Below are 21,276 nucleotides of genomic sequence, written 5' to 3'. Positions count from 1 at the left end.
ACCGCCGAAGTCTTTCGTCCCCTCTCAGAACTCAAAAGCCGAAGCTCTTCAGTGTCCGAGAGGCGCAAGGACTCCGCCGTCCACGTTTCTCTTTCTTCATCTTCACTTGTCAAACAGCCCGAGACCGAAGAGGTCTCAACCTTCCCGAGAGGAAGGGTTCCGACACCCTTACCGACGATGAATGAACTCCAATCGACTTACGTCGACTGTTGTGTCACTCAACAAGGTGAGGAGCATCAAGAGCGTGCATGCTTCCCTTGGCATCTAGGCCAAAGAGAGCGCCCGACAGACGGGCAACGCTCGAAAACGCATAGACGCTCACTCACCTGACTTCAAGCAGAAAATGAAAAGTTTCCACTTCGCCAATCTTCTCGTGTCCGCGTAGCAGAGCAGCAAGCCTGCTCGTCCTAGTTAAGCCCAGACGTTCATCGGCTTTCCACCCGGGCACTCAGATAGTCAGAACTGTAGTCGCCCCCTTCTCTCTCATCGAAGAGGCGCTGGCGCCGTTTGTCTGCACCGAGCGCTGAGCTTCTTCCTGAAAGCCGCAGACTTCCCCCACGCTTCGACATCTGGCCGCACGAGCGCAAGTCCAGCCGGACCGGCCCCCAATTGCCGAAATTTGCCCCCCCGGGCCACGCTCGCGCAATCTGCTACGGCCAAAGGTTCTGTTAAATCGCTTCGCGTCTATGAGCCAAAAGCGGCATGACGATCCTTTGAGGACTCGTTCAGGAGGCCGACAAGTCTGAGACCTTCCAGAATGCCTTCGAGCCGTTGTTCCTGGATCGTCGAGGCAAGCATTGCAGCGGCATCTCTTAGATGGACGGTGAAGTCGACGTCAGGCGATCGCTGAGCCAAGATATCCATGAGCGTCGGCACATCAGCCTTATGATGGCGCAAAACCGAGACTGCCTCCGCCGCGAGATAGTCAGCCAGGTCTCCGTTCAGTGGCGGCTCAAACTCGAACTCGGCCCCCGCGCGTTCATTGATCGATCGTCGTATCTGATTGCTTTGCTGCTTTGCCGCCATCGAGAGCAGGAACACCGCATCCGCGAGCTTGTCCCGCGGCACGCTTCTCAACTCAGCGATAGACGCCTGGATGTCCATGCGGGAACTCTTATTGCGCTCGCGTCCTTGCTCTGCAAGTTGCGCGTCACGTGCGCGAGATTTGCTCTTCCGTGTTCGAAACATCACCATGCTCTCCAGCGGACGATATATCGCGGTGAACTGGTCAAATGAAGTACAAAGTTGCGAGGAGCTCGACCATGAACCTCGCCACGTTCTCGCGTCAGTGGTTCACTCCTGCGATGCTTCAAAACACAACGGGAGTGATCGCAACGTCGGTACCTCGCGAAGCAGCTTCGCGCCCATCGCGTGAAACGTGCACATTTGGCAGTACAACTATCTTACGTCAGCCGTGACTCGGGCTTTTCGACTTTGCGACGGCTCGACCAGTCATATCGTTGGCGGCTTTGCGGTAAAGTCGGGCGCGCCACCACGCAGCGCGCCGCAACAGACCGATCCTTTGCGATCGACTCCGTAGACCAGACACCGAGACAGCCCACACGAAGTTCGCGTAAAGAGATTGGAAGGCAGGAAGTAATTTGAGCCCGGGGTCGTTGTGCCCGGTCGCTTATTCTCCTGAAACGGACACACCGGCGAGAGCGCATGGATCAAGACGCAAATATCGCGATCCAAGTTTGGATTCGCAAATGAGATGTTATGGGAGAAGTGGGCCCGTGGCCGACTTCGAAGCGGCCGCATAGGTACCGGGCGGCTCGGTTGTCGAACAATCACATCTTGACCGCAGCCGCGAAGAGCCTGTCACCCCACTCGTACAACGGCCGCATGAAGTCAGACTGGGTGTGAATTGCTCGACCTTTGCGCTCACGCCATTTTCGTCCGTAGGTATCGAACGGAAAGTGTCGCATGTAGTAGTCGCAGGTCTCTTCCCAATGATCGACCGACAACGATTTGCCGTAGTGCTGGCAATAGAGGCCAGTCGCCACGCGTTCAACGCCACCCGGCTCGCGCGCATGGTGCTCTGCGAAGGTGACCTCCAACCGGTTTCGCCACAACATCAGAATGTCTCGCCTTTCCGGACCGAAGAAACGACGAAAGTCCAGCAGTTCGCGATCGGCCTGATAGGGTGCGTGATCTCCAGGAGTCATGTAGGCATCGAACAGTTGGACCCGCACGCCGTCGCATTCGCTAGAATGCGTTCCTTCTATGAATCCGCGTAAATCCCCGGTAACGCGCTCATCCGCATCGAAGCAAAACATCCAGTCGAACTGGAAATGCTCGCGCGCCGTCTGCAACAAGAGGCCGCGATGCCGACCCTCAGCAATCCGGCGCGCCTCGATGTCAGCTTCCCACGATCGATTTGTCACAATCAGAGCGACTTTCGGGTGTTCGCATAGTATCTCCAGCGTACGATCCGTGCTCGCGTCATCATAAGCGACAATCGCATCGACCTGCTTGGCCACGTAGTCCAGTGTGTCTCTGAGAATAAGCGCTTCGTTACGAAGGCGGGCGATGCCGATTAGACGGTGCTTGTGACCTAATAAGCCTGTGTTGCAGGCAATGATTCGTTCGCCATCGCGAAGTAGCCACCCCATGGGGCCAGGCATTTCGTGGCATCCTCTCAAAGGGGTTGTTAGATCAGCGAATGCAACGCCGTGACCGCAGCCTCGCGGGTCTCCACAGGAACGAACAGATTTATCGAATGTGATGATAGAACGTATTTGTCAACGACAATCCCGTGGGATTGCAGAATTTGTATCGCCTGAAATGGCAAGTCTGAAGAAACGCCGCCGAAGCAAGTGAGGCTCACCGAACTTAAAGTCTCACGCTCTTTGCGCAAGTCTTTGCTCCTTTCCAGCGTGCGCAGCAGAGTGTCGAGCGATTCCGACTCGCAAGTCATCATGATGCGCGTCTTTCCTGCGGTGAAAGCCGAGGCGAGGACTTGCGGCCAAGACAGGCCGTTTTGCTTGAGATGCTGCGCAAATATCTCAAAACCGCGACTGAGATTCGTCGAAGCGATCTCCACATGCTCAATACGAGCCATCGAGTTGACGGCCAAAACTTTTCCGTTTTCCATTCCGATAACCTCTTTCATCACTCGCGTGCTGTGTTCGGAATTGCCCCATTTTCGTAAAAACAAAGGGATATTTTGGCTTTGTGCCAGCTCCACGCTGCGAAAATGCAAAACCTTGGCGCCCCAAAAACACATTTCGGACAACGATGCAAAATCCAGCCGGCGCAATGGTTTTGCGTTCGCCACGATGTGCGGATCGGCCGAGCAAATTCCGTCGACCTCTTTGATAATTTCACAGCGCTCGGCCCTTAGCGCCGCAGCCATGGCGACTGCAGTGGTGTCGCTGCCGCCCCTGCCTAGGGTGGTGATTTCTTTGGTTCGCGGATTCACGCCTTGAAAGCCCGCTAAAACCACGATGCGTCCGCGACTGAGTTCTTCGAGCACGCGCGCAGGCCGCACATCTAAAATGCGCGCGGAAGAATGAGATTCGTCTGTCATTACACCGGCCTGACTTCCGGTAAAACTAATGGCTGGCGCACCGAGATCAGACAGAGCCATGCTCATCAACGACATGCTGATGCGCTCACCGGTTGTTAACAACATATCCAGTTCGCGGCGGTTGGGATGCGGGCTTACTTGATAAGCCGCCTTAATTAGTTCGTCGGTCGTCTTACCCATCGCTGAAACGATCGCCACGACGCGATGACCACGGTTGTGCAAATCGGCGAGACTCCTCGCAACCGCGCGGATTTTCTCCGGCGTTTCTAAACAGACGCCGCCGTATTTCTGCACGATGGTCGGATTGTTGCGCATTTACTTGCGACGGTGACTGTATGAGCGGTGGCTGGATGTTCGCTTCGCTCCGCCGGACGGTTTCATGCATCGAGCTCCAGAACTGCTTGCGGTCCGCGCAAAAATTGGACCGCCCCTATCGAATTTCGCGACGTTTTTTCCGCGCCGGCGCGTCTCTGAGGTTCTGAAAATAGTTGGGCCAGTGCACGTGGTTGCCCACGTACCTCTCCGCTCATCGCCGTTCACAGCTCTCCAATATTCGATACAACAATCGTTTTTCTTGGCGGAAGATTGGCGGTCACGACAAGATAGGCTGGGTAACGCTAAAAGTTCTGCCGCCCCGAAAAAAAGCCCTGAGTGAGAGTGGGGCCGGTCCGCAAGGCGAGAGGCTCTGAGGAATTGACTACCCCCACCCCTGCCAATATCAGCGACTCGACCAGTGGCTTTTAGTATTTAATTCCCGGATGTTGCGCGTGAACCAGGGAGACCGGTCCGCAGAAATCATTCGCTAGAGTTTTGACCGCCCCCACGAGCGGGATTGATGTCTCGGTTGGCCAAAAGCAGCGGCAAATGCCAACGTTGGACTGACGTCAGGTTTGCCACTGACAACCGACATGACAAGGGTTCAAGCGATGTTCGGCTAAGGTCCGGCCATCGCCGGACTCAAAAATGAGCACTCCGGCTGCCCGAAAGCGTAGCAAGTAGCGCCGCCCGCGCTCTGAGAACTCGCGCATCAGAACGGCCCGCCCTCGGGCAGCGCCTCGGTGCGTCTTCCGAGGCTGACGTCCCGTCCTGGAAAGTAGCCCTCCATAAGAGCTGCGTGCGGAGCGGGAAGGACCACAGGTTCGTGGGCGGCACACGACAAAGATAGTACCGTCCTCAACCAGTCGCCCGTGGGATTTTGCCAAGTTTTCGGCCGGATTCCGTCGGACAAATGTTCCGCCGGTCTGGCGCCGGTCGTGCGATGGACCAGACCAACAGTCCTCTCGTCGGAGGTCACGGCTCATGAGTCCCGTCACAATTGCGCTGCTCGTGCTCCTGGGCGTCGTGCTGCTGCTCGCACTCTGGCTCATGGGCATCTACAACGGACTGGTGGTCGCCGCGAACCGCTTCAAGAACGCCTTCGCCCAGATCGACGTGCAGCTCAAACGCCGCTACGAGCTGATTCCGAACCTCGTCGAAGCCGTCAAGGGCTACATGGCCCATGAGAGAGAGACGCTCGATGCTGTCATCAAGGCGCGCAACAGCGCGACGGCGGCCGAGCAAAAAGTCGCCGCCAACCCCAGCGACCCGGCGGCCATGAGGGAGCTTAACCAAGCCGAGGCCCAGCTGGGCAGCATCCTGGGCCGGCTCTTTGCCCTGTCCGAGGCGTACCCGGACCTCAAGGCCAACCAGAACATGCTCGCCCTGCAAGAGGAGCTGAGCTCGACCGAGAACAGGATCGCCTTCGCCCGGCAAGCGTTCAACGACGCCGCCGCCACCTACAACATCCGGCGCGAGGTCTTCCCGGCCAACACAGTGGCCGGCATGTTCGGCTTCAAGGAGGCGGCGCTGCTCGAAGCCCCAGAGACCGAGCGCGCAGCGCCCAAGGTGTCGTTCTAACACGGAACAATTACCGCTCCGCGCGTCCCATGCTTCCGGTTTCACGCTCTCAAATCCGCCTCTGACCATGGCCACAAATTTCTTTCAGCAGCAGGATTCGGCTCGACGCAAGACCCTCCAGCTGGTGGTCTATTTCGTCTTGGCGATCCTGATTCTGATTGCCCTGGTGTACGGGCTATTGCTGACGCTCAGCATGTCTAGCGGCCCCGAGCCGGTGTCCTGGTGGCAGCCGGAGCTGCTCCTGCTCGCGGCGCCGGGGGTGGGCCTTGTGGTCGGGGGTGCCAGCGCGTTCAAGGTGGCCCAGCTCTCGTCCGGCGGCCAAGCCGTCGCCCTGATGCTGGGTGGTGAGGAGGTGCCCGGCACGACCACCGACCCGCGCGAGAAGCGGCTGCTCAACGTCGTCGAGGAGATGGCGCTGGCCGCGGGCGTGCCGGTGCCCCCCGTCTATGTTCTGGCGGAGCCCGGCATCAATGCCTTCGCGGCCGGCTACGCGCCGGGCGATGCCGTAGTGGCCGTCTCCCAGGGCTGCCTCGACTACTTGACCCGCGACGAGCTGCAGGGCGTGGTGGCCCACGAGTTCAGCCACATTCTCAATGGCGACATGCGGCTCAACATCCGGCTGATCGGCCTGATCTTCGGGATCATGGCGCTGTCCATCATGGGCCGCATGCTCATGTTCGCGTCCGGCGGCCGCTCTTCGGGAAGGAATGATTCCCGTGGCGGCCTCGTGCTGCTGGGCCTGGGCGTGTTTGTGCTGGGCCTGGTGGGAGCGTTGTTCGGTCGGCTGATCATGGCGGCGGTGTCTCGGCAGCGCGAGTACCTGGCCGACGCTAGCGCCGTCCAGTTCACGCGTAACCCCGACGGCATTGGCGGGGCGCTCAAGAAGATCGGTGGGCTGGCCGAGGGGTCGCGCATCGACAACCCCCAGGCCGCCGAGGCCGGTCACATGTTTTTCGCCAACGCCTTCGCCGGCGAGGGGTTCGCCGGACTGCTGGCCACCCACCCGCCCCTCGTCAAGCGCATCCGCCGGCTCGATCCCCAGTTCAACGGCCAGTTCCCGGAGGTGCGGGCGGTCAGCTTCGATCGGGAAGAACCCGAAGGCCCCCGCCGCGTCCCGCCGTTCGCCAAAATGCCGAGGTTACCGGGGCTGCCGCAGGTGCCGTTACCGGCCTTGGGGTTCGCCGACGAAGCGGCGTCCCGGGTCGGCCACGTCGATCCGCGAGAAATTAGCCACGCCCAGGCGCTGCACGACGGCATGCCCGACGTGCTCCGGGTCGCCGCCCAAGAGCCGTTCAGTGCTCGCGCCCTTGTCTACGCCCTTCTCCTGGACCCGCGGCCGGACCTGCGGGACCTCCAGCTGACCCAGCTGAAGGCCGGCGCTGAGCCGCAGGACTTCGCCGAAACCTTGCGGCTGGTCGCCCCTGTCCAGGCCCTGCCGGACACGCACCGGCTGCCTCTTCTGGACCTGGCCATGCCAGCCCTGCGGCAGATGTCGCCCCGCCAGCACCGGACTTTCCGCGCGCAGGTCGAGGTCCTCATGATCGCCGACCCGCGGCTGAGCCTGTTCGAGTACACCCTCCGCTGTGTGCTGCATCGCCATCTCGACGCCCAGTTCCTGCCGCAGCGTCAGACGCGTCCAGTGCACAGCTCGCCGCAAAAACTGGCGCACCCGGTCGCGACGGTGTTGGCGCTATTGGCTTGGGAAGGCCAGCCGAAACCCAACCAGGCCGCCCGGGCTTTCGATACGGGCATGCGCGGCTACATCGGCGGCGACTACACCCAACGCTTGCCGCCCCGCGCGGAATGCTCCCTCGCCGAGTTCGACGCGGCACTGCAAACGCTCAATCAATCCGTCCCGGCCATCAAGCGCCGGATCGTCGTCGCCTGCGCGACCTGCATCCTGGCGAACCAGCAGGTCACCCTCCGCGAAACGGAGCTGCTCCGCGCCATTTGCGATACGCTCGACTGCCCGCTGCCGCCGCTCGTCGCGGGGGAAGCGGAAAGACGATGAACGACATCACAGCAAGGCTGTCTATGTCGCAGCACTCGATGACGCTCCACTCGAAATGCGTCAGCTCGTAGCACATCAAGCCCCCAGCGGAGGACTTGAACCACTCTCCACTGATTTGTGCCAGAGTCAGTTGAGTATAGAACCTAGTCCAAAGCCTTGGCGCGCATTCCAATGTGTTGGATGCGCTCAGGCGGTATCACGAAACGGCGCAGGTGGCAGCGGATGCCCTGCGAATCTTGCTGCCGTATGTCGAGCGCTATCCCGAAACCTACGGAGGGCTGACACGCTTCATCGTGAATCCATTTTGCAGCGATACAGTGATGCTGCGGGAATAGCAGCGAACAGAGCGCTTGTTGAACGGGTAGCAACTGCCTTCGACCAGAACAGCGCAACTTCAACCGTATGTTCCGGTTAAGGGTCAAAACGCGAAAAACTCAACGAGAGCAAATTCACTCCGCTAAGCCCCATTGAACGGACCTCAAGGGAGACTTCGATGATCCTCCCGTTGAAGAGATGCGCGCCAAATCGAACAGGGCATCACGGCGGGGCTAAGATGCCTCGCGTTGACCATGATTTCGAGTTTACATTTGCCCAATCTGGGCGCTGGCAGGGCAGTTGCAATGACGGCTCAGTCCCACAAGACCGCGGAAGAGGAGTACGAGGAGCAAGTTCGCATCCTCGTCCGTATCGTTTCAGCCTGCACTTTGGGGCTTCTCGCTTTCGCTGCGGGCCTGCTGATTGGGACCTTTCTGTTTTCGTGATCGAAGATGAATGACCGGTCCTCCGGGCGCGGTTCTGTTTGGTTTGGGCTTCACGAAAGTTACAAGTTTCGCTTTGCCATGGATTTCGCACGATCACATGCACGCCGCTGGACGACAGCGGCTTGATCCATGTCGTACGTCGTTAAGTATCAGCTGTCGCAACCTGCCTCCTTCGGAGGGGTCGACATCGCCGGGCTGCAATAAAAGCGGACATCGGTCTAAGGGGCTGTTCTTCAGCCAACGTAGGGGGTAGAGGCGCCGCTCAACAAATGGAGCGGCAATGGCTAAAAAATTAAAGAAGATCGTTCGTCGCGAATACACTGCGGCCGACGTCAAGGAATTGCGCGCTCATTCGAAGCTAGGACGCCTGTGGCGAAGATCGCAAAAGCGATGAAGAGAACTGAAGCGTCTCTTCGTCAAAAAGCGATGGCGCTCAGTATGCCGCTGGGGCACAGGCGCTAACTACAAAACGCGCGATACGTCAGCGGACTTTATGAATTCCGGTACGCATCGTGCGTCTTGTCCTGACTTTGGAAACCGCCTCCCGCGCCCTCTCCACGCTTCGCGGGGGTGGCGCACGATAGCACGGCCCAACGCCACGCGCTGGCGCTGGCCGCCCGAGAGCTGGCGTGGCCTGCGCTGTAGCAACTCGCCGATGCCGAGGATCTCAGCCGCCTCCAGCAGCAGCACTTGCGCAGTCGCCTCGCTGGCTGGAGCCTTGCGGAAAGCGCCAGCTGTTCGAACCTGTCGGCTTCGGTGCAAAATCCGCATTGACCGCCGCGAAGTCCAACTTCCGCTCTGCCCCTGTTAACGGACATCGTCAGACAGTCAGTCGGGTCCGCCACCAGTTGCAACTCAAAAAGACCCGCGCGCGAAGGGGAACCGAATGCGCTAGGTCGCATTTCTAGACGTACAGGCACACTTGCTACGTCAAGCTGACCCTTTCACGACAACTTCCGAAAGGATGGCGACCATGCCACGGGTGAAGCATGCTGCGAAGCACGTACGCGCAACCAAAGCCGCCGCCGTCACGGCACTCGGTACGGCCGGACTGGGTCTCTCGCTGGCGGGGAGCGCATCCGCGCACACGATACCCACTGCTCATATCCCGCATTCTGACAACATCTCGCCCAATCAGCGCTTCGTTCTTGGCGAAGAGGAAATGGCCGACGTCAGTCTCGCCACGTTCTATCTCTTCGATAAGGAAAATGCTGGAAGCGACGTGCAGCTAGCCGCCGTTGTTGTTCGCCGAGGTTGCGGTGGTTGCCGTGGCTGCCGTGGGTGCCGAGCTGTGCGTGGTTGCGGTGGCTGCGGGGGTTGCGGCGGCTGCTGCGCACGCTGGGGACGGTGCCGCTGGTGCTAAGTTCACGACCCAGCGGATGAACGATAAAACTTAGCGAACAATCGTGCGGGCATCGCCGCAGGTCGGCGATGATATCCCCCCTGTAGCCTGCTTCTCAGTATATTCGTGGAACCGAAGCGTCGACCGATGTTACAGGGTCTTCAGATTTTCAGCGCTCGTCTTTCCGCGCCTCGGATCGGTCTTCTCCTCGAAGGAGACCTTCTGCCCTTCGGCTAGTCCATGAAGGCCCGCACGCTCTACGGCGCTAATGTGAACAAATACATCCGGCCCACCATTGTCCGGCTGAATAAAGCCAAAGCCCTTCTGGCCGTTGAACCACTTCACGACACCCGTTGCCATTATCCGTCTCCAACAATACCCACGAAAGAGTTCGTTACCCACAATCCGTGCGAGCAAATTCGATCCAGCGATGTCTTGGAAAGGCCCCCTCGGGGCGCGGCCATCAAGTCATTCAATAGGTCGAACCCCTTCACCATACCACCGGTGGCATGGGTTGCCACGGGAATGAGATGAGAGGCGCCGCGGCTGGCCTTGGGTTCCGCGGCCTTCTCGAAGGGACTGTTCACGGCCCGCAAAACCTTGATTGCAATCAGCAGGTCGGCGGGCTTCTCTGTGCTGCGCACGCGCCACAAATGCTGTAAGGAACACAATGCCCTACATCTTCTCGATCAACGACGACGTTCATCATCAAGCCCAGCGACCGCAGGGCCGCGCCGACAATGGCGGACGGACCGTCTACACTATTGTTGCATGCCTCCCGATTGAGGCGGGCGGCCGCATTCGATACCGCATCAAAAGCAAAACCGAGAATTTCGAGCGTGTTGTAACTGAGGATGAACTCAGTCAGTGGCCACGGCAGTAGGCGCGACAGTGGGCCTGTCGGTTGGTCCACAGGGGAGATCCAGCTCGACCTGCTTGCGGTCCTCCTCGCGTCTCAGTGGCATTCGTACCGCGAGTGCAAACACCGCCTGTATCGGATCAAGCTCAACGCCTCTCTTCGTTGCGTGCTCAGCCCGAACTATGCAGCCCCTGTGTTCCCAATGAGCGCCAAAGGAGCCGCGACGCTAGTGGCCCGTGGCGTGCCGGTTCATTTCCTCCAGAAGCTCGCGCATTGCGTCGAACTGCGTGCCAAAGCCTTTCCAGTCGCCGGACTTCAATCGTTCAACGGCATGATTGTAGCGGTCGAGCGCCTCCCGTGCTTGACTTGCCGACGGGCGTGCGACAGGCATTTCCTCCTTCGCGCTCGAGACCGGCCGCACCGCGCCAGGCTCGATAAACAGTGCTGACAAGGCCTCGTCGAGCGTCTCCTTCATCACCACATGTTCACCATAGGCTGCGATCACGCGTTTCAGCTCCGGCAGGTGTCCGTGCTCCGCTCGCAAATAGAGCGGCGTTACATAGAGGATCGAGTTTTCGATCGGGATCACAAGCAGGTTCGCACCGCGTATCACCCGCGAGCCCATCTGATTCCACAGCGTGATCTGCTGCGATATATCGGTGCTCTGATTGATCCGCGCTTCGATCTGGAACGGCCCGTAGACGAGCTTCTCCTTTGGAAACTCGTAGACAATCAGCTTGCCGTAGTCGGGCGCGTCGCAACGCGCGGCGAGCCACGCGATCATATTGTCGCGGCGGCTTGGCACCATGGGAAGCATGAGGAAAAACTCGGCCTGGGGCTCGCCGGGCAGTCGCATGATGATGTAATATGGGGCCATCGTCGCAATGCCGCCGCCGCCCGGCTGGCGCGGGAACTGCCAGAGATCCTCGCGGTTATAGAAAACGTCAGCCGCCTCCATGTGATAGCTCTGATAGAGCTGCGCCTGAATCAGGAACAGGTCCTCCGGATAGCGAATGTGCCTCTGCATATCCGCAGGCATGGCCGAGAATGGCTTGAACAGGCTCGGAAAGATGCGCCTATAGGTCGCTGCAATCGGATCGCCGGTGTCCATCAGGTAAAAGTCGACGGTCCCGTTATAGGCATCCACGATGACCTTCACTGAATTGCGAATGTAGTTGATATCCTCGTCTTGCGCCGGCTGCGCGGAGGGGAAGTAGGAACTCACCGTGTAGGCGTCCTGCATCCAGAACATCCGCCCATTGCTGATGACCAGATAAGGATCGTGATCGAGCCTGAGGAACGGGGCGATCGTTCGTACTCTTTCCCCGATATTGCGCCGGATCATGATACGGCTGTCGGTCGTGATGTAGCTTGAGAGCAGTAGGTTCGGGTCGTTGAAGTAGTAAGCGAACAGGCCTCTCCACACCATCGCTCCTATCGGAACGCCGCCCGTACCGTCATAAGCCGCGTAGACATTGTCCTTTCCCTTCGGATAGTCGAACTCCGGCGTGCTCCCCTTGACGATGACGTAGTTGTCGCTCCGTTCGCCGTAGTAGAGGCGCGGCTCGTGGATTTTGGGGCCTCCATCCGCAACCGGAGGGATATCCCGCAAATAGAGCAGCGGTAGCCCCTCGGTGCTTTTGCGCGTGACCGGGCTCATCACCGCGCCATTGCCGTGAGTAAACAGCACGTGGCGGTTGACCCATGTCTGGGCATTCGGCGGCAGCAGGGAGGGCTGCAATTCGCGAGCCGAGAGCATTACGCTTTGGTAGGAGCCATCGAGCCAGTAGCGATCAACATCAAGATCATGGAATTTGTAGTAAGTGCGGATCTCTTGCAGCTGCGCGTAGGTGTCCGACAAGGGCAGCCAGTCCCACAGCCTGATATTGTCGATTGTCGCCTTGTTGGCGTCGAGCGTCTTGAAGCTAAGCTTCTGTTCCGCCGCAAACGGCTTGGCTGCGATCTGATCGAGATTGTATGCCTGCCGGGTGAGCGCAATGTTGCGTTCGATGTAGGGCCTTTCCAGCTCCAATTCGCTTGGTTTGACGAAGAACTCCCGGAACAGCACGGGAATCACGCTGGACAGCACGAAAGACCCGATCACGACAAGCAGGAACGCGGCGGCAGGAAGCCGGTAGGTGCGCACCCGCAAATTTGCCCACGTGGCGAACGCCGCGATGACCGAAAGTCCGATCATCAACCACAAGGCCGGTAGCCTCACGTGGACATCGGTGTAGCTTGCGCCGACGACTACACCGTTGTCGCCGTAGAGCAGCAGATAGCGATCAAGACCATAGGACCAGGCCTTCACCGCAAAGAAAAGACCGAGCAGCACCGAGCCGTGGGCAATCGCCATCGACGACATTGATCGGCGATGAAGGTCGTATTCGATATCGCCGTGCACCCAGTAGATCGCCGCGGCGAAAAGCGCGCTCAGAACGAGCGCGAGCATCATCCCGTTTTTGATGAGGATATAGGCGGGCAGCGAGAAGAGATAGAAGCCGATGTCCTTGTTGTAGAGCGGATCGTCTGCACCATATGGCACCTGATAGACAAACCGCAGGAAGACACCCCAGTTGCCGACTTCTGCGGCGGCGACGAGCAGAGCGAGCAAAGCTGCCCCACCTACGATCAACCGGGACCACGGCAGTCGATCGCGTAAAAGCGCAAGTAAATCTGGCGGCGCGTTGCCCGCGAAGTTCCACACCGAAGCGGTGACAAGCTGTGTCGACCGCCGTCGGGCAAAGCGCAGTGCGAACCATCCGTTCACCCAAAGGATGATGGCGGTTCCGGTCCAAACCGCAAGAAAGATGACGGTTTTCGCACCGATTGTCGTCCAAAAAACCTGCGGATAACTGATCGAGGAAAACCACAGCCAGTCGACGAGGAGGTCGCTCGCGAGCCAGAGCAGGATCAGGCAAACCCCAATGACAGCGGCCGCAACAGTGAGCCCGACCACGGCACTCTGCCTTGGTACCTTCCGTTCGGGTCCGGTGATCCCGATCGTCATGGCTTGATCATAGCGGAAATGAGGGACGCCCGCCGCTCGATTTCGCGGTCGGAATAGCGCCTCAAGGCGGGGGCACGGGTGCTCGAACCTGGGTCGCCAGGATCGCGGAACAGCGCAAAGTGGCGAGGTCGGTTGATGCAGCCGGCGCTAGAAGCGCCTTTGCGGCGCTCGCCTACTCTACCGCCGACAGCTCGTATCCCGACGATCTCGGGTCTATAATCAGGCTGCCGCCCATTGGCGAGAGTCCGCAGGGAAGGCCTTCACGGTGGATGGTTTGCATTTTTGCACCGGAGGTGATGTCATGGCCCATTGCTCCCACGCTCCAGAAATACCTAGCCTCTGAAAACATCCAATACGAGGTGATTCCGCGCGAACTCAGCATGACGTCCACGCGGACGGCCCGGTCCGCTTTGCGCCCAAGAGCCGCCTCTTCTCGAGGTCGCGTGGCGCCAGCGAAAGGTAGCCGGCCTGAGCCGAGGCCACGACGTCACCCATTCAACGAGTGAGGGAGTTTCCCAATGCGTGTGCAAGCAGTTTCGGAAGCCATCAACTCGGACCGGCGCCGGCTCTTGCGCTCCGCCACGATGGGAATTGCCGCGGCGGCTGCCGCGGGTCTTTTTCCCGCGCACCCGGCGCCGGCGGATACAGGTAACGAAATCCGCCCCTTCCGGATCAACGTTCCAGAAGAGGCGCTTCTCGATCTGCGCAGGCGAGGTGGCCGGAGCGAGAAACCGTGACCGATGAATCGCAGGGCGTGCAGCTTGCGACCCTTCAGGACCTCGCTCGCTATTGGGCGACGGACTACGACTGGCGGAAGATCGAGGCAAAGCTGAACGCTCTGCCGCAGTTCATCACCGAGATCGATGGGCTGGACATTTATTTCATTCACGTTCGTTCGAAATACGAAAATGCGCTGCCGCTCATCGTCACGCATGGATGGCCCGGTTCGATCATCGAGCAGTTGAAGATCATCGATCCCCTCACCAATCCCACAGCGTACGGCGCGAGCGCATCGGACGCTTTCCATGTCGTGATCCCGTCGGTTCCCGGCTACGGGTTTTCGGGCAAACCGGCCACCAGCGGCCGGGGCCCTGCCCGCGTCGCGCGCGCATGGATCGAGCTGATGAAACGCCTTGGCTACGCGCGCCTTGCCGCGCAAGGCGGCGACATCGGTGCCCTCATTTCCAATGCGATGGCTGAACAGGCGCCGCCGGAACTGCTGGGCATCCACACCAACTTCCGCGGCACGATTCCGCCGGAGATCACCAAGGCGCTGCAGAGTGGTGAGGCCCCCTCCGGTCTCTCGGCCGATGAGCAACACGCCTTCGACCAGGTGAAGGATTTTCGCGCCAAGCATTTTGCCTACGCCGCCATGATGGCGACGCGGCCGCGGTTGACGCATTGGCGAGCCAGTAGCCCGACCACTCATAACGGTCTGGTTGCAGGTTCGAGTCCTGCCGGGCCCACCAAGAATATCAGTATCTTGCTTGATCTTCGTTGCCCGCACCGCGACGGCCGCACCAGAAACGTCCACTTTTCGTTCGTGCACAGTCGTAAGGGTGTCCGGCAGCTCGCCTGCTGAACAGTGGATGCGACAGTGCACCCACGATCCTCGCCTCCCCGGCCGACGGAGAGGGACTGACGGAAGCAGTCTCTACTTTGGCGATAATGTCGGCCATCTCCGGCAAAGCGGAAGTCCGCCATAGCGTCAATCAAGTCCGCTAAGGGCCACAAGCTGCCGCCGAGGTTCACAGGGCCGCGTGTCCGCCACAGGGAACGAGGCGGCACACCGGGTTCATTCGGGCAACCCCGCTTTCCGAAGGCCCTCAGTCATCAGCTTCGCGTTTGATTGTCCGCCCCGAGCGATCCACGAAGATATTGTAAATGCAGGATCGATCTCAAGCAGACGCGCCGCCGCCTCACGGGCCTCAACGTCGCGTCCGAGATGGGCGAAGGCGGATGCGAGACAGCGGTAAGCTGGCGAATAGGAGGGGCTCTGACGTTGGGCTTTCTTCCCTGCGGCGATTGCCTCGTCAAAGCGACAAAGCTCGATAAAGGCGACGCCCATCCCAGAAAGCGCTCGGTGTAGGCGCGGGTCTACCGGGCTCACGCGAAGGGCGTGTTCAAAGCTCCGGATCGCTTCCTCCGACAGCCCCGCAATTCTATAGACATTGCCTCTGCAGTTCCATGCCCAATATGAATTGGAGTTGAGCGCGACCGCCCGGTCAGCCATTTCGATCGCGCTTTCACAGTCGCCGACGTGGTACGCCGAGATTAGGCAAGCCCATGCTAACGTTTCTGGATCGTTATCGTCGAGGCTCAATGCCAAGCGAAGAAGCCGAACTGCTTCGTTGCGGTCGCGTTGAGGATCGATGGCGTAGCCGAGAAGGACGTTGTGCCCGTGGCCGGCACCTTCCAGAGCCGCGGCAAGGCCAAACCCAGGGTCCAACTCCAGGGCGCGATGAGCCAGCCTTATCGCCTCAGCCACCCCTTCGCGGGTCGGTAGGTAATACTGTTGCAGGGCTCGGAGATAACAATCATATGCGGTGAGGTTCTCCGGTCGCCGCCGCGTCGCTATCTCAATTTCCGTTTGAAGCAACTTTGGCTGAATAGCTGAGACAACGGCGACCGTCACTTCGTCCTGAAATGCAAAAACATCCGTCAGGTCACGCTCGAACCTGTCCGCCCAAATGTGCGCACCCGTCACCGCATCAATCAACTGGCCTGCGATGCGAACCTTCCCCGCTGCCTTGCGCACTGACCCTTCAAGAACGTAGCGCACCCCAAGCTCGCGTCCGACCCGCTTTACATCGACGGCCTTACCTTCGAACGTAAAGCTCGAATTGCGAGCGATCACGAACAACCACTTGAACCGCGAGAGCGCCGTGATGATTTCCTCAACCATCCCGTCCGCGAAATACTCCTGCTCGGGGTCGCCGCTCATGTTCTGGAACGGCAATACCGCAATCGAGGGCTTGTCGGGCAGCGCCAGTGCGGGCTTTGACAACTCCACATGACTTTCCGAGGCGACGGCGGCGCTAGAAGGTCCATCCTCTTCACGCACCGCACCGACGAAGCGGAAGCCTTTCCTCGGCAATGTTTTGATTAAGCACTGCTTCTCGCCCGTGTCGCCGACTGCGCTACGAGCGGCATTCAGCCGGGTAGACAGTGCTGCATCCGAAACGCTGCGCCCATTCCAAACGGCATAGATGAGATCGTCCTTGCTGACGACGCGCTCCCTGTTTCGGATTAGGTATTCGAGCAGATCGAACACCTGTGGTGTAATGGAAACGACCTCTGCCCCGCGATGCAGTTCGCGCCGGTCGGTGTCAAATGCGAACTCCTCGAAGCGATAGCGCAAGTTGCCAGCCCCTCACGTAGCCTCCCATCGCAGAAAGGCATCTTCGCACACCCAAAGAATAAGCCGCTGGTATAAAAAATGTAAGCCAATGGTTGGGCGGGTTTTGAGCCGTGGTATCTCATCTGATGCAGTGGAGCCCGACTTCCGGTATGGGTTAAAGGGCGAAGAACTCAGCGTGAGCAAATCTCGTCCGCTACGCCCCACTAAGCTGACCTCAGTGAGGGGTGTCGCCACTTCGCTGATGGGCCACAAGCAGACATGCGCGGGGGCGACGGCACCGCGCGGTTCGTTTGTTAGCCCCCGGGGCCGTCCTTCATGATGTAGCCCATCAGGTCATCCACGTTGTGCTCCAAATCCCGGATGATGTTCTTGACTACGTCTCCGATCGAGATCACGCCCACGACCTTGCCCGCGTGCAGCACTGGCAGATGGCGAAAAGTGCGCTGAGCCATCATTGCCATGCAGCCCTCTAGCTGATCGTCCGGCTTGACCGTCACGGGGTTGCCCGTCATCACTTGGCCCACCGGCGTCTGCTTCGCATCGAGCCCGGGCAGCAGCACTTTGATGGCGCAGTCACCCTGGGTCACGATACCGACCAGCACGTCATCGTCGATGACCAGCACCGACCGAACCCGGTTGTCGCGCATCTGGCGCAAGGCTTCGATGACCATGTCGCCGGAACGAACATGGATCAGGACGCCACTCTTCTGAGCCAGAGCATTTTTTACTGTGCTCATCGATTTCCTCTCGTGGGCCCTGTCCCGCCCCCTCGATGGTGAGCATTGAAGGATAGTCTAAATATCTTGCCGCGTCAGCACCGCGCCGATGTCGCCGGCTGCTACGGCTCAAAAGCGGTCCGGTGCTAACCCGCGGCGCCAGGTCTGGTTTCAGATCGCAAGCGGACCTCTGGGCTCCCGCTTGGTGCCCGCCTCCACAGTAAGCAGCACGCTGCAGCAAATCAGCAATGGCAACCTGCTGTCGGCCAGATCAGGTCGGCATCTGCTGTCACGCCGGTGCGTGAGAATTTTTGGTAGCGAAGGTCCGACTCCGTCAAATTCCCTCCCCCAAATCCCTGCCGTTTTCAGTGTTCGCGGCCAAACCAACTTAGGATTCTGAGATAACCTGGTGACTAACCGTGACCGTCAGGGATTGCGCCGCGAGAACGAGATGGCATAGGCGCCGTTGCGGACATCGATCATCGGATCGTCGGACTGCTCGATCCCGTCGGTGAGTTGGCCCGGCAGGAACAGGAGCTTCTTCTGCGCCTCGTCACTATTCGTCACAACCTTGTCGATCGTCAGCACGCCAAGCTCGACCAGCTTGCGATCATCAGGCCAGGGCTTTGATGGATCCTTGGTGGAGTCACCGGCGGCAGCGAGTTGCGCCTTGAAGCGGAAGGTCACCGGCCCCTGCTTCAATCGTGCGGGCAGCTCCTCCATCAGGAAGTCCGGCGTCTTCTTCGCGGCCTCCGCCTTGTCCAGGTGCACGACCTTCTCGGGGATCATCTGGTAACGGACGGCCTGTCGCTCACCCGCCTTGTTGACGAACACGAACGCATTGATGCCGAAATAGGCCTCGTTGGCAAAACTGTCCGGCGTAGCGACCGTGGCGAAGGCAGCCGGGATGGTGGAGTGGCTTGCCACGAACTGCTCGAACTTCGTCGGCTTGGCCGCGTCCGGCGGGCTCTGCGCGATCGCGACGAGCAGGTCGCGAAACTCCTCGCTGGTCGAGACGGGAAAGAATTTCAGCGAATTTATAACGATGTCCATGTCGCTGCCGTCGGGCAGGTGAAACTTCACCGCCATCCCATGCGGATTAGCGTCGTCGGAGCCGTCGGGCAGATTCGGCACTCCCGTGGAGTCCGAGAACCGCACCGTCGCCGGAACCTCAGTGCCACCGAACAGCACCGCCTTGCTCAAGCCGGCGGCTTCTGGAGAGGCCTTGAACTTCCCCTCGGCCACGACGCCCTTTGCGTGATTGGCGCGGAATCCGGCGTGGACACCGAACACCTTGTTCATTTGGTTGACGATCTGCTCCTCGACCGGCGCGTCCTGCGCGCGGGTGACGGCGGGCAAGGTCAGGCCAAATGCGACCAGCACAGCAACGAGCTTGCGGTTCATCATCAGCGGCTCCTCCTGTCATGAGCATCGCAGCATAGCAGCATAAATTGACGCATGAGCGACTTTCGTGACGTTCACGGCGGACGCGCGGTAACTCCCCGCTCATGCCTGCCCCTCGACAGGTTGGCGAGTCCGCTCTCCGGAAGCGGACGGTTGCGACCGAGACCCGTAGGTCCGCAATGGGTCAGAAGCGGCCCATCACGACCAGGCAGCGCGACGTCCGCTCTAGACTCCCAAGCGGCCGCACATAAGGACAACCCCCTAGGCCACCTGCAGCACTGACGGGGCCCTCGCGACCCCGTTTTTATTTGCGGCCGATGGTCGTAGCCTCCACGTCCATGATCGCAGCCTTGGACGAGGGACATGTCGGTGGCTATTCGGTCGCTTATGGCCGCGACGATACTTATTTCCCGGTCTACGTCACGGCGGCGCTGGCCGCGATCTTCTGCACGGCCGCGCTTCTCACCGGCGCGCTCTACTGGCTTGCGCTCGCGGCGCTCGCGGCCGGGTTTACCTACTACAACATTCCGCTGCTCGAGACCGGCCGGCCCACGATCGGCGCGAACCAATACGGCATCTTCATCCAGGCCTTCGGCCTGATTCGGTGGCGCGCCATCGAGCGCATCGATCTTGTCGAGATCGCCGAGCGCGCCATGACGGTGCATGAACTCCAGATCGTGCTGAACGCACCGCTCACCAGCGCGCTGGTGGCCGACTGGCGCAAGCAGCCGTTCTGGCGCTGGTTGATGCGCCTGCCCTGGCGGATGAGCCACACCAACATGGTGCGGATCAATGTCGAGCCGTTCGATCAGCCGCCGGACATGATCCATCGCACCTTCCTGCGGATGTGGCGCTACTACCGCAGCTAGCGACCACGCATGCATCACGTCCTCAGCACGAGGTGTGCGTAGGCCTCTGCCCTCATGCCGTAGGTCCATGCGACCGCTTCGCGCGCCGTGCGCAGATTGGCCGGCACCTGGAGGAAGAAATGCCTGCGCGTGCCGTCCGGCTCGGGCGTGGCGTTGACGACCTCCACGGCCGCCCAGGCGTCCGCGGCGAGCCAGTTGCGGCGCCACAGGATTCCGGTTTCGTCCTCGGCCACACAGGTGGCGCCGCCGAGCGCGACGTAACGTTCCGGCGTCATGATCTCGATCATGCAGCGGCGGACCTGGACGTCGACTTGCTCGTCGATCGCAGCGAGCGTGATCCGGTCCCGATGTTCGATGATCCAGCGGGGCACCTCCACCCCGCGCCAGGCCCAGATCGACCAGCCGTCGGGATAACGCAGTGCCGGACCGCTGGCGTGATGCAGCCGGTCGCGCGCGTCACCGCACATGAGGTTCGGTCGCTCCGCGAGCCAGCAGGTGTGCTCGTGCGGCTGTAGCCAGCCCACGCTCGTCGCGAGCTGCATCAGGCCGCGCAGCGGCTCCGTCTCTGCGTGCAGACCAAGGACCTCGCGGAGATAGTCATAAGCGCCAAGCCACGAAAGATCGTGCGGCCCCGCTGCGCAGGTCGAAAAGCCCCGCGGAGCAGCGAGCGCCTGTAACACGCCGGAGAACGACAGGCCGGTTCGGCGCAGCTGGCCCAGCATGGACAGATTTTGCTCCGGCACGCTGCGTATCACCGCGTCGGCTGCAGCGGCGACCAGCAGGTCGGCGTGATTGACTGCGCTGTCGACCGCGGCAAGCACCTTCCGGTGAACCCGCGCTTCAACCTGCGAAGCTATGCGCCGGCGCAGGCGATCGAGGAGACGAAAGCGCACATTGCCGCCGTCGCCCTGCGACATCCGGCCGGCAAGCCCGGACAGCGCCAGCGGGCTGTCGCACCATACGATGCGGGCCGGCGGCTCCAGTCCTGCGGCCTCATAGGCAAGACGCACGCCCTGCTCCGCGGTGTCGCGATCGGCAGGCGCCGTCGAGCGTCGGATGGCTATCCACCGCGCGCGGTAATCGCCCAACGCCGCCATCTGCCCCGCAGACAGCGCCTGCTCAGTCGGCGAGGACGCGCGCATCCCGAGGCCCCAGTTCACGCTGGCGGCGCACCCGATAGGTCCCTCGCGGCAGCGTCAGCGGCGCATGCTCCTGATGCGTCACCCGCGCATAGGCCGAGGCGATCTGGAGATGCCCGAGATAGAGCCCGGCCGGAATGTCGCGCGCCAGATCGTCGTCGTGAAACAGCGTCACGCGCTCGCGGATCGCATGACAATGTCCCGTGGCCTCGCCCTCCAGCAGGACCAGAGGCGCACCTTCGGCGATTTCGGCGAGCGTTCCCGATGGCGCTACATCGGGTACCCGCTCGATCAGCAGGTCACCTTGCGCAAAAATCTCGGTCATCGTGCCTTCTCCCGTGCCGGCGCATCCGCAGGGAACGCGGATGGCCGGATT

General features: G+C 60.5%; 14 protein-coding genes and 3 pseudogenes. 6 read left to right on the top strand and 11 right to left on the bottom strand.

Annotation, left to right across the window (positions count from 1 at the left end; genetic code table 11):
- Nucleotides 1–684: 684 nt before the first annotated feature.
- From OWC48_RS16105 to OWC48_RS16095, 3 genes are all read right to left on the bottom strand, one after another.
- Nucleotides 685–1,104, bottom strand: coding sequence for a hypothetical protein (locus OWC48_RS16105; protein WP_282520870.1), 420 nt, complete (start codon nucleotides 1,102–1,104; stop codon nucleotides 685–687).
- Nucleotides 1,105–1,790: 686 nt separating this feature from the next.
- On the bottom strand, nucleotides 1,791–2,627 hold the full coding sequence (locus tag OWC48_RS16100) for a glycosyltransferase family 2 protein (RefSeq protein ID WP_282520869.1): 837 nt from the start codon (nucleotides 2,625–2,627) through the stop codon (nucleotides 1,791–1,793).
- 26 nt (nucleotides 2,628–2,653) lie between these two features.
- Entirely contained in the window at nucleotides 2,654–3,847 is a 1,194-nt protein-coding gene (locus tag OWC48_RS16095; protein ID WP_282520868.1) for an aspartate kinase, read from the bottom strand.
- A gap of 984 nt (nucleotides 3,848–4,831) precedes the next feature.
- Here OWC48_RS16095 and OWC48_RS16090 point away from each other — a divergent pair.
- The 3 genes and pseudogenes from OWC48_RS16090 to OWC48_RS16080 all read left to right on the top strand — a co-directional run bounded on the left by OWC48_RS16090 (nucleotide 4,832) and on the right by OWC48_RS16080 (nucleotide 8,662).
- Nucleotides 4,832–5,428: a LemA family protein gene (locus OWC48_RS16090; protein WP_404979766.1), complete on the top strand. Its 597-nt coding sequence runs from the start codon at nucleotides 4,832–4,834 to the stop codon at nucleotides 5,426–5,428.
- 67 nt (nucleotides 5,429–5,495) lie between these two features.
- Nucleotides 5,496–7,439, top strand: coding sequence for a M48 family metallopeptidase (locus OWC48_RS16085; protein WP_282520867.1), 1,944 nt, complete (start codon nucleotides 5,496–5,498; stop codon nucleotides 7,437–7,439).
- 1,041 nt (nucleotides 7,440–8,480) lie between these two features.
- A pseudogene (locus OWC48_RS16080) lies at nucleotides 8,481–8,662 on the top strand (hypothetical protein).
- Nucleotides 8,663–8,764: 102 nt separating this feature from the next.
- Here OWC48_RS16080 and OWC48_RS16075 read toward each other — a convergent pair.
- A pseudogene (locus tag OWC48_RS16075) lies at nucleotides 8,765–8,923 on the bottom strand (ATP-binding cassette domain-containing protein); the annotation flags it as partial.
- Between the two features lie 769 nt (nucleotides 8,924–9,692).
- Nucleotides 9,693–9,902: a cold-shock protein gene (locus OWC48_RS16070; RefSeq protein ID WP_038945713.1), complete on the bottom strand. Its 210-nt coding sequence runs from the start codon at nucleotides 9,900–9,902 to the stop codon at nucleotides 9,693–9,695.
- Nucleotides 9,903–10,212: 310 nt separating this feature from the next.
- Here OWC48_RS16070 and OWC48_RS16065 point away from each other — a divergent pair, with 310 nt between their 5' ends.
- Nucleotides 10,213–10,425 carry a hypothetical protein gene (locus OWC48_RS16065; protein ID WP_282520866.1) on the top strand — a complete coding sequence of 71 codons (213 nt, stop codon included), beginning with the start codon at nucleotides 10,213–10,215 and terminating at the stop codon, nucleotides 10,423–10,425.
- A 202-nt stretch (nucleotides 10,426–10,627) separates the two neighbouring features.
- On the opposite strand, the gene OWC48_RS16060 is transcribed toward OWC48_RS16065, so the two are convergent.
- Entirely contained in the window at nucleotides 10,628–13,411 is a 2,784-nt protein-coding gene (locus OWC48_RS16060; RefSeq protein WP_282520865.1) for a UPF0182 family protein, read from the bottom strand.
- A 518-nt stretch (nucleotides 13,412–13,929) separates the two neighbouring features.
- Here OWC48_RS16060 and OWC48_RS16055 point away from each other — a divergent pair.
- Nucleotides 13,930–14,831 (top strand): annotated as a pseudogene (locus OWC48_RS16055) (epoxide hydrolase family protein); the annotation flags it as partial.
- Nucleotides 14,832–15,206: 375 nt separating this feature from the next.
- On the opposite strand, the gene OWC48_RS16050 reads toward OWC48_RS16055, so the two are convergent.
- The 3 genes from OWC48_RS16050 to OWC48_RS16040 form a co-directional block, all read right to left on the bottom strand.
- Nucleotides 15,207–16,772 carry a winged helix-turn-helix domain-containing tetratricopeptide repeat protein gene (locus OWC48_RS16050; RefSeq protein WP_282520864.1) on the bottom strand — a complete coding sequence of 522 codons (1,566 nt, stop codon included), beginning with the start codon at nucleotides 16,770–16,772 and terminating at the stop codon, nucleotides 15,207–15,209.
- Between the two features lie 293 nt (nucleotides 16,773–17,065).
- Nucleotides 17,066–17,509, bottom strand: a complete 444-nt coding sequence (locus OWC48_RS16045) for a CBS domain-containing protein (RefSeq protein WP_282520863.1) — start codon at nucleotides 17,507–17,509, stop codon at nucleotides 17,066–17,068.
- Between the two features lie 405 nt (nucleotides 17,510–17,914).
- Entirely contained in the window at nucleotides 17,915–18,895 is a 981-nt protein-coding gene (locus OWC48_RS16040) for a catalase family peroxidase (protein ID WP_282520862.1), read from the bottom strand.
- Between the two features lie 335 nt (nucleotides 18,896–19,230).
- Here OWC48_RS16040 and OWC48_RS16035 point away from each other — a divergent pair, with 335 nt between their 5' ends.
- Nucleotides 19,231–19,761, top strand: coding sequence for a hypothetical protein (locus OWC48_RS16035; protein ID WP_135178336.1), 531 nt, complete (start codon nucleotides 19,231–19,233; stop codon nucleotides 19,759–19,761).
- A gap of 14 nt (nucleotides 19,762–19,775) precedes the next feature.
- Here OWC48_RS16035 and OWC48_RS16030 read toward each other — a convergent pair whose 3' ends face one another.
- Nucleotides 19,776–20,903, bottom strand: coding sequence for a DUF6745 domain-containing protein (locus OWC48_RS16030; RefSeq protein WP_282520861.1), 1,128 nt, complete (start codon nucleotides 20,901–20,903; stop codon nucleotides 19,776–19,778).
- Nucleotides 20,881–21,225, bottom strand: coding sequence for a hypothetical protein (locus OWC48_RS16025; protein WP_282520860.1), 345 nt, complete (start codon nucleotides 21,223–21,225; stop codon nucleotides 20,881–20,883). Before OWC48_RS16025 ends, OWC48_RS16030 begins: the two co-directional genes overlap by 23 nt.
- Nucleotides 21,226–21,276: the final 51 nt, after the last annotated feature.

Source organism: Bradyrhizobium sp. Arg816, assembly GCF_029989365.1.
Classification (GTDB): domain Bacteria; phylum Pseudomonadota; class Alphaproteobacteria; order Rhizobiales; family Xanthobacteraceae; genus Bradyrhizobium.
This window is presented reverse-complemented; position numbering and strand designations above follow the sequence as displayed.